Genomic DNA, 12,971 nt, shown 5'->3' with positions numbered 1-12,971 from the left:
ATTGCCCTTATTCTTCGTCATTATCGAGGTGATCGCGGATCATCGCCATAAACGGGGCACCGAAACGCTCCAGTTTGCGCTGGCCAACGCCGTTAACGCTAAGCAAGTCGCCGGCCTTGATCGGCATTTGCTCCGCCATTTCCAACAGCGTGGCATCGTTAAACACCACGTAAGGCGGGATATTTTCTTCGTCGGCAATCGATTTACGCAGCTTGCGCAGTTTGGCAAACAGCTTGCGATCGTAATTGCCGCCGTAGGATTTCTGATTGGCGCTGCCACGCGACTTCAGGCTTTGGATGCGCGGCACCGCCAGTTGCAGCTCCAGCTCACCACGCAGCACCGGGCGCGCGGCCTCGGTCAATTGCAGCGCCGAGTGCATGGCGATGTTCTGGGTAATAAACCCCAGGTGGATCAACTGACGCAGCACGCTGGTCCAGTGCTCGGTCGTTTGCTCGCGGCCGATGCCGTACACCGGTAACTTGTCGTGCCCGTATTCGCGGATGCGCTGGTTATTGGAACCGCGCAGCACTTCGACAATATAGCCCAGGCCAAACCGCTGGCCGACGCGATACACGCAGGACAGCGCCTTGCGCGCGTCTTCCAGTCCGTCATAGCGCTTGGGGGGATCGAGGCAGATATCGCAGTTACCGCAATTTTGCTGCTTGCCCTCGCCAAAGTAATTGAGCAACACCAAACGACGGCAGGTTTGCGCTTCGGCGAAAGCCCCCATGGCGTTCAGTTTGTGCCGTTCGATATCCAACTGCTGCCCGGCCGGTTTCTCTTCCAGACAGCGGCGCAGCCAGGCCATGTCGGCCGGATCATACAACAGGATCGCTTCGGCCGGCAGGCCATCTCGCCCGGCGCGGCCGGTTTCCTGATAGTAGGACTCGATATTGCGCGGAATATCAAAGTGCACCACGAAACGCACGTTGGGTTTGTTGATGCCCATGCCAAAGGCGACGGTGGCTACCACCACCTGCAAATCGTCACGCTGGAACGCTTCCTGCACCTGCGCGCGGCGATCGTTGTCCAGCCCGGCATGATAGGCGCCCACGCTCAACCCGCGGCTCTGCAAACGCGCCGTGGTGTCTTCCACCTTGGCGCGGCTGTTGCAGTAAATGATACCGCTCTTGCCGCGTTGGTCCTGCACGAAGCGCCACAATTGATCGAGCGGCTTGAATTTCTCCACCAGCGTATAGCGAATGTTTGGGCGGTCGAAGCTGCTGACCTGCACCAGCGGATCATGCAGCGCCAACAGGCGTACGATGTCGCCACGGGTAGACTCATCGGCGGTAGCGGTCAGGGCAATCACCGGCATCGTCGGGAAGCGCTGCTTCAACTGACCCAACGCGCGGTACTCAGGACGGAAATCATGGCCCCACTGCGAAATGCAGTGCGCTTCGTCCACCGCCAATAGCGCCGGCGGACAGTGGTCGAGCAAGTCGAGGAAACTGTCCATCATCAGCCGTTCGGGGGCGATGTACAGCATTTTGATCTGCCCGCTGCGGCAACCCGCCATAACCTCCAGCTGCTGCTCGCGCGTCTGCGTCGAGTTATAGCAGGCGGCGGAAACGCCGTAGGCCAGCAGTTGATCGACCTGATCTTTCATCAGCGAGATCAGCGGGGAAACCACTAGCGTCAGGCCATCCATCACCAGCGCCGGGATTTGGTAGCACAACGATTTACCGCCGCCGGTCGGCATGACCACCAGACAATCCAGCCCGCCGATCGCCGCGTTGATAATCGTTTGTTGACCCGGTCGGAATTGCTGGTAGCCAAAGGTATCGCGCAATACCTGCTCTGCCAGCAACTCTTTGTTTATCACTGCTGCGGTTGACACACACTTCCCCACTTTTTGCTGCATAGCGCCGCCATCATGACGGCCGTATTACATAATATCGTTAAGCATGACACCAACGCCAACCCGTGTCTGCCGGAAGTTGTAATCAATCAACGATTCGCCGTAGCCGCTGAACACCTGAGTGTAGAAACGCACGTGTTTGGAGATTGGGTAGCTCCAACCCAGTTCCGCACCGCCGTAACCGCTGTTCCAGTTGTAATGGCTGTCGACGCTGAACACGCTGTCGCCCCAGGCGTAACCGACTTTCAGACGGTAATACCCCATGTATTTGGTGATATCCGGGTTGTCATCGCTGCTGTCGCTTTCCGAGAAGCGGAACCAGGGTTTCAGATCCACCTGCCAATTACCGTTCTGCGCCATAAAACGCGCATAGCCGCGGTTCCAGCTGCGGGAGGTTGGATCAGAACGCCCGTTGGACTGATGGTTGAGACCCACTTCAACGTCACGCAACGTCCAGCCGGCAAAGCGGTAATCCGTCGCCCAGCCGAGGAATACCTGCGGCTCGTAGTTGGTTTCGCGAAACGGTGACGATTCGCCGTGGTTGGAAAGCTGCCACCAGGAACGCTGAGTATAAGAGGCGCCCAGCACCGAGTTGTCGCCCAGAATGCCACGCCACAGCGGGAAGGCCAGGCTGAGCTGGTATTTCACTTCATCCTTGCGCGCCTTCTCGGCCCAGTTGTAGGTCTTGATGGCCTCTTTGTTGATATTGCTGGTATCGGTGTACAGCACATAGTTGGTGTCGTACGGATATAGCGTGAAGGGGTTGTCGTGATCCTGCAGCATGTTGGCGATAATGCTGCCGCGCACTGCAGGTTTATCATGAATTTGCTGCTCTTTGGCCTCTTCCGCCTGCACCAGCAAAGGTGCCGCCAACATGGCCAAAACGATCCCTGACAAAATGCGCATAACGTTCCTCACTCCAACAAAAATGACAAACTCTGAAATAAAAACAGGCCATTTTACACACAAAGGCGGTTTTGCAGCAGTGCGGCGTGCATTTATTGGATTAGTCTGGTAAGCAACAAAATATAGGCATAAAATCAACAAACGATTAACCTGGACCGACCAGTTAACAACCTCCCCACTCTATTGAATAAAGAACAGGTATTTATGCCCACTACACCACTAACTCTCGATGCTGCACGCCAGAAAATCGGCGAAATCTTTGTTTATCACATGCCGTTTAACCGCGAGCTGGGCCTTGAGCTGCGCCGCTTTGAAGATGACTACGTTGAACTGAGCTTCACCAATCAGCCCAAACTGGTGGGCAACACCACCCAGAAGATCCTGCATGGCGGCGTGATCGCTTCAGTGCTGGACGTTGCCGCCGGGTTGGCCTGCGCCGGGAGCGTGCTGATGCGTATGGATCCGCTGATCGAAGAGGAAGTGGCCTCGCGCCTGTCGCGCATGGGAACCATAGATCTGCGCGTCGACTACCTGCGCCCCGGCCGCGGCGAGCATTTCGTCGCCTCCGCCAGCGTCTTGCGCAGCGGCAACAAAGTGGCGGTCGCACGCGTCGAACTGCATAACCACGATGGCCTGCATATCGCCAGCGCTACCGCCACCTACCTGGTCGGGTGATTGTGCGCGGTGAGCGTCTTAAGTACACTCACCGCATCTCCGTTTTACCCATCCGAGTATCGTCATGGACGCACAGCAAACGCGGCAGGGCATCTTCTTTGCTCTGGCCGCCTATTTTATTTGGGGTATCGCCCCGGCCTATTTCAAACTGATTCAACAGGTGCCCGCCGATGAGATCCTCACTCATCGGGTCATTTGGTCCTTCTTCTTTATGCTGGCGCTGATCACGCTGGGCCGCAACTGGCCACAGGTTCGTGCCGCCTGCAGCAACCGCAAACGGCTGCTGTTGCTGGCGGTGACCGCAGTGTTGATCGGCGGCAACTGGCTGTTGTTTATCTGGGCGGTAAATAACCACCACATGCTGGAAGCCAGCCTGGGCTATTTCATTAACCCACTGGTTAACGTGTTATTGGGAATGCTGTTCCTGGGCGAGCGTTTCCGCCGCATGCAGTGGTTGGCGGTCGCGCTGGCGTTTGCCGGCGTGTTGATTCAGCTATGGCAATTCGGGTCGCTGCCGATTATCGGCCTGGGGCTGGCGTTCAGCTTTGCTTTCTACGGCCTGCTGCGCAAGAAAATCGCCATTGACGCGCAGACCGGCATGCTGATTGAAACCCTGTGGTTACTGCCGGTAGCGGCGGCCTACCTGTTCCTGTTCGCCGAAAGCCCAACCAGCCATCTGGGCGCTAACCCGTGGTCGCTGAACCTGCTGCTGGTCGCGGCCGGCATCGTCACCACCATACCGCTGCTGTTCTTCACCGCGGCGGCGACCCGCCTGCGCCTGTCGACACTCGGTTTTTTCCAGTACCTAGGCCCGACGCTGATGTTCCTGCTGGCCGTCACTTTCTATGGGGAGACCATCGGTCAGGACAAACTGGTGACCTTCGGTTTTATCTGGGCGGCACTGCTGTTGTTTATCCTCGACGCACTCTACACCCAGCGCAAATTACGTTGACGCAGGCGAGGCTCGATTGGAAATGAAGCGGGCCATCGCCGGGCCGGTCAGCAGGATGGTGAACAGCCGCAACGTTTGCATCGCCATCACGAAGGACATATCTACCCGGCTGCCCGCCGCAATGATCGCCACGGTGTCCAGCCCGCCCGGGCTGGTCGCCAGATAAGCGGTCATCAGATCCACCGGCAGGAAGCGAGTCAGCATCCACGCCAGTAGCCCGCAAAACAGCATCAGCGCCACTATCGACGCCACCATCTGCGGCAAAGTGCGCAACGCCAGCAAAAATATCGGCCGGGTGAAACGTAGCCCGACGCTCCAGCCAATCAGGGTATAAGCCAGCGCCAGCAACCATTCCGGCACCTGCAACGCCATCGCGCCGCTGGAGTGAAGCGTTGCGCCGATGATCATCGGTAAAAGCAACGCGCCGGAAGGAATGCGCAGCCGGGGGCCCAGCCAGGCACCGGCAACGGCGATACCCAGCGTCGCGAGAAAACGCCAATCCAGCGGCGGAAACCATTCCAGGGCGCCGCTGCCGTGTCCTGCCTCATCGCCCAATCCAATCCGCGCCACCATTGCTGCCGCCGTGGCGACAAACAGCACCCGCAGATATTGCATGAACGCCACTAACCGGACATCTGCACCGAAATCCCCCGCCATCGCCACCATCGCCGAAGCGCCGCCGGGCGATGAACCCCAGGCCCCGGTCGGCCCCGGCAACCCGCTGAAACGCACCAGACACCAACCAGAAACGCCGCTGGCCGCAAGCGTAGCAATCAGTACCAGCAGCACCAGTGGCCAGTCGTCGAGTAACGGCGTGAGGATAGCGGGAGAGAGACTTTGCGCGATCATGCAGCCGAGCACCGCCTGCGCGACGATAAACAGACGAGTGGGAATACGCACCGTGGCACCCGAAAGCCCCATCGCCACACCGACGATCATCGGCCCCAGCAACAGTGCAGCGGGAATATGAAATGTTTGCAGGCCAAACCCCAACGCCAGCGAAGCCAGCAGCAGGAGCAGCCATTGAGACCAGCGGGGCAACTTCTCCATCAAAACTCACGCCTTACGGGCAGATGAGACGAGGCGTCATTGTACCCCTATTTAGCAAGCTAAGGGATAATGAACCCTGATTCTTTAAACGTAGCGCGCACAGTCACATTGAGTGCGGACAGCGCGCAGGCCCTGGACATACACGCAGTATGTAAGGAGGCCGAGCACTGCCCAGACTCAAGTTGGCAAAGCGAGTTTCGTTTAAAGCCAGTTCTTGCGCTTGAAATACAGGTAAGGGGCCAGCCCCGCGAGGATCATCAGGCTGATGGCGCCCGGATAACCGAACGACCATTTCAGTTCCGGCATAAACTCAAAGTTCATCCCGTAACTGGAAGCCACCAGCGTGGGCGGCAGGAACACCACCGACACCACCGAGAAAATCTTGATGATGCGGTTCTGTTCGATATTGATAAAACCCATCGCCGCCTGCATCAGGAAGTTCACCTTCTGGAACAGCGACTCGTTATGCGGCAACAGGGATTCGATGTCGCGCAGCACTTCACGCGCCTGTTCCAACTGGCCGGTCGGCAGGCGCGCCTTGCGTACCAGGAAGTTAAGCGCGCGTTGGGTATCCATCAGACACAGGCGCACTTTCCAGCCGATATCTTCCAGTTCCGCCAAGGTTGACAGCGCTGCGTCGTATTCGTCGCCCTGATGGCCTTCCATGATCACCCGGCTGAGCTTTTCCAGATCGCTATAGATGTTTTCGATCTCGTCCGCCAACTGCTCAATCTTGGTTTCGAACAGATCCAGCAACAGCTCATAGGCATTGCCGTCAACCATCGTCAGATTGCGGGCGCGCATGCGGTACAGACGAAACGCCGGCAGTTCGCGCTCACGCAGGGTATACAACCGGCCGTCGCGAATGGTGAAGGCCACGGTCGAGTTGCCGGCGTGATCTTCCGCATCTTCAAAATAGAAGAAGGAGTGAATATGCAAGCCATCTTCATCTTCGAAAAAACGCGCGGAAGCTTCGATGTCGTCCAGCTCCGGGCGCGTAGCCAGGCTCTGGCCCAGCTCATTTTGCACGCGCTCACGTTCGCCCTCTTCCGGTTCAACCAGGTCAACCCACAGTGACGAAGTGAGATCATCCGAGTCATCCAACTCCAGACGGGACAGGCGACTGTTATCTAATTTAAACGCGCTTAGCATGTGCCAAAACTCCCTATTGGTGACGGGTGCAGACAACGCGTGGAAGCACAGAAACAGAGGGGGTGTTGCATCACCAGCTTGTTTCAGACCATGAAGGATCTGACTCGTAGCGACGCTTTGCGGGGTCGCCGACAACCACGAAGGCTATCAGCTCAATGGGATAGCCTTAGAAGTTGTACCTGTTGTTGTCCAGGTCAGTGAGCCAGTATCTACTGGGTGTGTCCAAGGCGTATGTCCCCATTGATAATCGTGCGCGCATGTTACGCCGAGAAGAAAAAGCCTGTCAACACGTTAGACAGGATAATTGCGCAACAACTCATCACCATGACAAATGACCAAAAGCGCGCTTAACCCGAAGTAAAGCGTGCAGAAAAAGTCTGCGGCGATCTCTCACCGCATCCGGGAAAGTTGCTAAGATTAGGCCACTATAAGCCTGCGGATTTAGCCGATGAAACAGATTACCGCCCACGACCTGACCGCGATGAGCGAACAGGCTGCCAAAGTGGCGCGCCTGCGCGCGCACCGTACATTACACGAAGAGTTAAGCGATCCCGTACAGCGCCTGGCGATTGCCATGGAACCGGGCACCTATATCCGTCCGCACCGCCATCCGCAAACCTGGGAGCTGTTGACACCGCTGCGTGGCCGCTTCGTGGTGCTGCAATTTGACCAGGATGGCGTCGTCATCCAACGCACGCTACTCGGCGAAGAAACCAAAGTGCTGGAGATGCCGGCATTTACCTGGCATGCGGTGCTGTCAGTCGATGTGGGCGGAGTGATATTCGAGGTGAAGCAGGGGCCATATCAGCCGCTGGCGGAAGAAGACTGCATGTCATGGGCGCCGGCGGAAGGCGGTGAGGGCACCGAAGCGGTGATGCGCTGGTATGCGACCGCACAAATCGGCGACAGTTACGCTCACTGATTTGGTTGATTGCAGGGGAATTTCCCCTGCAACTCGCCTGCCTTATACCGTTTCCAACCGGGCGTAGGCCGCCACCAGCCACTTGATGCCTTCGCCCGGAAACGCAATTTGCAGCCGGCTGTGTTCGCCACTGCCTTCCAGATTGACGATGGTGCCTTCGCCAAACTTGGGATGGCGCACCCGCTGGCCAAGCTTGTAGCCGGTGTCGTTTTCGCTGATTGGCGTGCCCATGCGGCGATGATTGACCGGCCGCGATACGCTGGCGCGCAGCCGCACTTCTTCCACACAGTCTTCCGGCAGTTCGCCGATAAAACGCGAAGGCCGGTGGTAAACCTCTTTGCCGTACAAACGACGCGTTTCGGCATAGGTCAGCGTCAGTTTCTGCATGGCACGCGTCAGGCCAACGTAAGCCAGCCTGCGCTCTTCCTCCAATCGTCCGCCTTCGTCCAGCGACATCTGGCTCGGGAACATTCCCTCTTCCATACCGACGATAAACACCAGAGGAAACTCCAGCCCCTTGGCGGAGTGCAGGGTCATCAGTTGCACCGCATCCTGATAAGCATCTGCCTGCCCCTCTCCCGCCTCCAGCGCGGCATGTGACAAAAACGCCTGCAGCGGCATCAGATCCTGATCTTCGTCCTGATAGCTGTACTGCCGCGTCGCCGTCACCAATTCCTCAAGGTTTTCGATACGCGCCTGGCCCTTTTCACCCTTTTCCTGCTCATACATGATGAACAGCCCCGAGTCGCGGATCACCCGGTCGGTCTGCACATGCAGCGGCATATCTGCGGTTTCGTGCGCCAGGGAATCCACCAATTCGGTAAAACGTTGCAGCGCGGACGCCGCACGCCCGGCCAGCACTTTGTCCTGCAACAGCGCGCGGGTGGCCTGCCATAGCGTCAGTTGGCGATCGCGCGCCGTACGGCGCACTTCATCCAGCGTTCGGTCGCCAATGCCGCGCGTCGGGGTATTGACGACGCGCTCGAACGCCGCGTCGTCGTTACGGTTGGCGATCAACCGCAAATAGGCCAGCGCATCCTTGATTTCCTGACGTTCGAAGAAGCGCTGCCCGCCATAAATACGGTACGGCATAGCGGTTTGCAGCAGCGCTTCTTCCAGCACGCGCGACTGGGCGTTACTGCGGTAGAGTATCGCGCAATCATTCAGCGCACCGCCGTTTTCCTGCCAGGTTTTGATGCGGCCGACGACAAAGCGCGACTCGTCGAGTTCATTGAACGCACAGTAGATCGATATGGGTTCGCCTTCGGCCCCCTCGGTCCACAGGTTTTTACCCATACGCCCGCCGTTGTTGGCGATCAGGGTATTGGCGGCCTTCAGGATATTGCTGGTCGAACGGTAGTTCTGTTCCAGGCGGACGGTTTGCGCGCCGGGGAAATCCTTCAGGAAACGCTGGATGTTTTCCACCTGCGCACCGCGCCAACCGTAGATTGACTGGTCATCGTCGCCCACGATCATCACGTTGCTGTTATTGCCGGACAGCAGGCGGATCCAGGCGTACTGGATGCTGTTGGTATCCTGGAACTCATCCACCAATACGTTGGTGAAACGCTCGCGGTAGTGATTGAGGATATGCGGCTTGTTCAGCCACAGCTCATGGGCGCGCAGCAGCAGTTCGGCAAAGTCCACCAGCCCGGCACGGTCGCAAGCTTCCTGATAGGCCTGATAGATACGCAACCAGGTCGCCTCCACCGGGTTGTTATAGGTTTCAACGTGCTGCGGGCGCAGTCCCTCGTCTTTTTTGCCGTTGATGTACCACATCGCCTGCCGCGGCGGCCATTGTTTTTCGTCGATATTCAGTGCTTTAACGATACGCTTCAGCAAACGAAACTGGTCGTCGCTGTCGAGGATCTGGAAATCCTGCGGCAGATTGGCGTCCATATGGTGGGCGCGCAGCAGCCGGTGAGCCAGGCCGTGGAAGGTGCCGATCCACATGCCGCCCTGGCTGGTGCCAATCAGGTGTTCGATACGGTGGCGCATCTCCGCCGCCGCTTTATTGGTGAACGTCACCGCCATAATCGAATACGGCGAGCAGTTCTCTACCGACAGCAGCCAGGCGATGCGATGTACCAGCACCCGGGTTTTACCGCTGCCCGCGCCGGCCAATACCAACAGGTTGCAGCGTGGCGCCGCCACGGCTTCGCGTTGTTTTTCATTCAGGCTGTCGAGCAGATCGGAAACGTCCATAGGCACCATTAATTGGTAAGGGGAAACGCGCCTGGGACGCGTTTTCCACTGGGAATTTATACAGAGTTCTGGCAGGGATTATAACAATGCTGTCAGCGATGCCAACTGCGAAATCTCAATATGTGGCAGCAGGCGGCTGTCCGCAACCTGCATCAGGTTACGCTGGCGGTCGTTAATCCAGCAGGCCTGCAGGCCTGAGCGCAGCGCCCCGGCGACGTCGGTGGTCAAATCATCGCCGACGTGCAGAATGCGCTCGGCGGGAACGCCTAACCGTTCCGCGGCCAACCGGTACATGTCCTGATAGGGTTTGGCGCGGCCATCCGGCCCGGAACGCAGCACAAACTGGAAGTAACCGTCCAACCCGCACAGCGCCGGATCGGCATTCCCGTTGGTGATCGCCACCAGCGGGAAACGCTCTCCCAGCGCTTTCAACGTGGCGTGAGTGGCCTCCGGCACCTCGATGCGGCTACGCCACAGCGCAAAGTTCTGCATTGCCGCGTCGGCGCCGAGGGCGGCCTCGGTATCCCGCAACCCCTGGCGGCTCAGCGCCAGATGAATGGCACGCCAGCGCCACTGGGTAACGTCGTGATAAATCTCCGGATCCTGCTCGCGCAGCTCCTGGCGCAGGCGGTGAAAATCCGCCGACTGAAAGTGATTCAGCCCAGGATGATAATTCTGCAGAAAGGCTACCGACTGCAGCTCGGTCTGCCTGATCACCGGGCGGTTGTCGTACAGCGTGTCGTCCAGATCGAAGGTCAGCGCCGCCAGCGGGCGTAGCGGACGATAAAAATGCATCAGGATTTCCCCCGTTTGGCGCGCGGATGCGCAGCATCGTACACGTTCGCCAGATGTTGAAAGTCGAGGTGGGTATAGATTTGGGTGGTGGTGAGGTTGGCGTGGCCGAGCAGTTCCTGCACTGCACGCAGATCGCCGCTCGACTCCAGCATATGGGTCGCAAACGAGTGGCGCAGCTTGTGCGGATGAATATGGCTGTTAACGCCCTGCTTGACGCCCCACTCGGCAAAACGCTTTTGCACGTTGCGGGTCGAGATGCGTTTTCCCTGATTGGACAGGAACATCGCGTCGTCTGTCGGGCCAAACAGGTCACGCATCGCCAACCAGTGCTCCAGCCAGGTAACGGCGGTGCGGCCCACCGGCAGCTTGCGTTCTTTGCTGCCCTTGCCCAACACCCAAATTTCGCCGGCGGCCAGGTCGGCATGGCGGCAGTCCAGCCCCACCAGCTCCGAAAGGCGCAGCCCAGCGCCATACATTACCTCCAGCATGGCGCGATCGCGCACCGCCAGCGGATCGTTAAGATCGATATTCAACAGCTGGTTTATCTCATCGACATCGATATTTTTCGGCAGATGACGACCGCTGCGTGGCGTTCGAATGCCTTTGGCAGGATTGGCGATCAACGCACCCTGGCTGACCTGCCAGTCGAGAAAGCTGCGCAGCGCCGACAAGCGCAGCGCAAGGCTGGAAGATTGCAGGCCCGCGCGTTTGCTGCGCGCCGCCAGCATGCGGACTTTGGCGGCGTCCAGCGCCGGCCATTCGGTCACGCCCATCTCCTGTGCCAGCGCCATCAGCGCCTGCAGTTGGCGTGAATAGCTGAGCTGAGTGAGCGGGCTGAGCTGGCGCTCAACCTTCAGATAACGCAGGAAAGCGTCCACCGGCTGTTGCAGGCTGGCCGCTACCGGGGTCATGCTCGTTCTATCCAGCGTTCCAGCAGTTCAGGCAGCATGCGCGCCAACTGATTGAGCATCACGGTACCCATGCCCTGCTGATAGTGTTGCGTATCGCGGCTGCTGAAAATCACCATGCCCAGTTCGCCGTCTTCGCCCAACATCGACAGTGCGACCGAGCCGACCAGCTTGGCCTGCGGCAACAGCAGCAGCAGCTCGGGACCATTCAGGCTGCCGAGAAAATGCTGTTGGTCACCCAGACGCTGAATGCGTAGCGGTTCAAACGACGAACGCGTCAGGGCAAGATGGGTGAAGTCGGAAGGTGCGCCGATTTTCCAGCTTTCGGAAAACAGGCGGATATTGGCGCCGGCCAAACCGAAGCCACGCGCCCAACGCTGCAAGCGATTGAGCATATCCTGCAGGCTGCCGGCAGTGGCCAGATTGGCCTGCAGATGCAGCAAGCTGGCAAACAGCGTTTCGTTGGCGCTGGCCTGCTCCATCAACAGGGTGATCTCTTCTTCGAGCCGGCCAATATGGTTGCGCTGGCGGGCCAGATGCCACTCGACCAGCGATACGGTTCCGCGGACGGGATGGGGGACGCGCATCTGTTCAACCAAGCGCGCATTGCGGATAAAGAAATCCGGGTTTTGCAGCAAAAACTGCATTACGGCGTCGTCGTCAAGCTCAATGCCTGCGACAGCCTGGTCCTCAACACTCTTCATAGATGAATAAATCCGTCATATACATGGGTTGCCGGACCGGTCATAAACAGCGGATTGCCTGGCCCTTTCCAGCGAATATGCAGGCTGCCACCCGGCAGTTCTACGTGCACCTCTTCTGACAGCAATTCCTGTTGAATCCCCACGGCCACTGCCGCACAGGCTCCGCTGCCGCAGGCCTGCGTTTCACCGGCACCGCGCTCATAGACCCGCAGCTTGATGTGTTCGCGACTGACGATTTGCATAAAACCGATATTGGCCCGTTCCGGGAAGCGCTCATGCCCTTCCAGCACCGGTCCAAGCAGCTCTACCTTGGCGGTTTTTACATCATCCACCTGTAAAACACAATGTGGATTGCCCATCGACACCACGCCGCACAGCACGGTATGTTCCGCCGCACGCATGATGTATGTCCTTTCCTCTTTGGTGGCGCGAAACGGCACCGCCTGAGGATCAAAATTCGGTTCGCCCATATTCACGCACACCAGATCGTCGTCGGTGACGCTGAGCACCATGCGCCCGGTTTGGGTACTGACGCGAATGTCGCGTTTGTTGGTCAGCCCTTTCAGCCGCACAAAACGGGCGAAACAGCGGGCGCCATTACCGCACTGCGCCACTTCACTGCCGTCGGCGTTGAAAATGCGGTAGTGGAAATCAAGTTCCGGATCGTAAGGCGGTTCTACCACCAGCATCTGGTCAAAGCCAACGCCCAAGTGCCGATCGGCCAATCGGCGGATCAGTTCAGGTGAAAAATAGACATTCTGTGTAACGGCATCGACCACCATAAAGTCGTTGCCCAGACCGTGCATTTTGGAGAACTGCATATCATACTCCGCTATCTGGA

General features: G+C 58.3%; 12 protein-coding genes. 3 read left to right on the top strand and 9 right to left on the bottom strand.

Annotated elements, in window-relative coordinates; all coding sequences use genetic code 11:
* Positions 1-7: 7 nt before the first annotated feature.
* Together recQ and pldA are read right to left on the bottom strand one after the other, a co-directional pair.
* Entirely contained in the window at positions 8-1,840 is a 1,833-nt protein-coding gene (gene recQ, locus QZQ97_RS20475) for an ATP-dependent DNA helicase RecQ (RefSeq protein WP_006318304.1), read from the bottom strand.
* A 48-nt stretch (positions 1,841-1,888) separates the two neighbouring features.
* Complete coding sequence (gene pldA, locus QZQ97_RS20470; RefSeq protein ID WP_004950930.1) at positions 1,889-2,767, bottom strand: phospholipase A; 879 nt, start codon at positions 2,765-2,767, stop codon at positions 1,889-1,891.
* A gap of 204 nt (positions 2,768-2,971) precedes the next feature.
* Here pldA and QZQ97_RS20465 point away from each other — a divergent pair, with 204 nt between their 5' ends.
* Positions 2,972-3,442: a thioesterase family protein gene (locus QZQ97_RS20465; RefSeq protein WP_311994937.1), complete on the top strand. Its 471-nt coding sequence runs from the start codon at positions 2,972-2,974 to the stop codon at positions 3,440-3,442.
* A gap of 64 nt (positions 3,443-3,506) precedes the next feature.
* Entirely contained in the window at positions 3,507-4,394 is an 888-nt protein-coding gene (gene rarD, locus QZQ97_RS20460; protein ID WP_311994936.1) for an EamA family transporter RarD, read from the top strand.
* Here rarD and QZQ97_RS20455 read toward each other — a convergent pair.
* Together QZQ97_RS20455 and corA are read right to left on the bottom strand one after the other, a co-directional pair.
* Positions 4,386-5,444, bottom strand: a complete 1,059-nt coding sequence (locus QZQ97_RS20455) for an AbrB family transcriptional regulator (RefSeq protein ID WP_311994935.1) — start codon at positions 5,442-5,444, stop codon at positions 4,386-4,388. The genes rarD and QZQ97_RS20455 overlap by 9 nt on opposite strands.
* 201 nt (positions 5,445-5,645) lie before the next feature.
* Entirely contained in the window at positions 5,646-6,596 is a 951-nt protein-coding gene (gene corA / locus QZQ97_RS20450; protein ID WP_311994934.1) for a magnesium/cobalt transporter CorA, read from the bottom strand.
* A gap of 448 nt (positions 6,597-7,044) precedes the next feature.
* On the opposite strand from corA, the gene QZQ97_RS20445 reads away from it, so the two are divergent.
* Complete coding sequence (locus tag QZQ97_RS20445) at positions 7,045-7,518, top strand: WbuC family cupin fold metalloprotein (RefSeq protein ID WP_311994933.1); 474 nt, start codon at positions 7,045-7,047, stop codon at positions 7,516-7,518.
* 42 nt (positions 7,519-7,560) lie between these two features.
* Here the strand turns inward: QZQ97_RS20445 and uvrD are convergent, their stop codons facing one another.
* The 5 genes from uvrD to dapF form a co-directional block, all read right to left on the bottom strand.
* Entirely contained in the window at positions 7,561-9,723 is a 2,163-nt protein-coding gene (gene uvrD, locus QZQ97_RS20440; RefSeq protein WP_006318315.1) for a DNA helicase II, read from the bottom strand.
* A gap of 78 nt (positions 9,724-9,801) precedes the next feature.
* Positions 9,802-10,518 (bottom strand): 5-amino-6-(5-phospho-D-ribitylamino)uracil phosphatase YigB, encoded by a 717-nt coding sequence (gene yigB, locus QZQ97_RS20435; RefSeq protein WP_311994932.1) that lies wholly within the window; start codon positions 10,516-10,518, stop codon positions 9,802-9,804.
* On the bottom strand, positions 10,518-11,429 hold the full coding sequence (gene xerC / locus QZQ97_RS20430) for a tyrosine recombinase XerC (protein ID WP_311994931.1): 912 nt from the start codon (positions 11,427-11,429) through the stop codon (positions 10,518-10,520). The genes yigB and xerC overlap by 1 nt, the downstream gene beginning before the upstream one ends.
* A complete protein-coding gene (locus QZQ97_RS20425; protein ID WP_311994930.1) occupies positions 11,426-12,130 on the bottom strand; it encodes a DUF484 domain-containing protein in 705 nt (234 codons plus the stop codon). Before QZQ97_RS20425 ends, xerC begins: the two co-directional genes overlap by 4 nt.
* Positions 12,127-12,951, bottom strand: a complete 825-nt coding sequence (gene dapF, locus QZQ97_RS20420; RefSeq protein ID WP_004950915.1) for a diaminopimelate epimerase — start codon at positions 12,949-12,951, stop codon at positions 12,127-12,129. The genes QZQ97_RS20425 and dapF overlap by 4 nt, the downstream gene beginning before the upstream one ends.
* Between the last annotated feature and the right edge of the window lie 20 nt (positions 12,952-12,971).

It is taken from the genome of Serratia sp. root2, from assembly GCF_031931805.1.
GTDB lineage: Bacteria > Pseudomonadota > Gammaproteobacteria > Enterobacterales > Enterobacteriaceae > Serratia > Serratia inhibens.
Note: the sequence above shows the minus strand (reverse complement) of the source record. Positions and strands in the feature narration are given on the sequence as shown.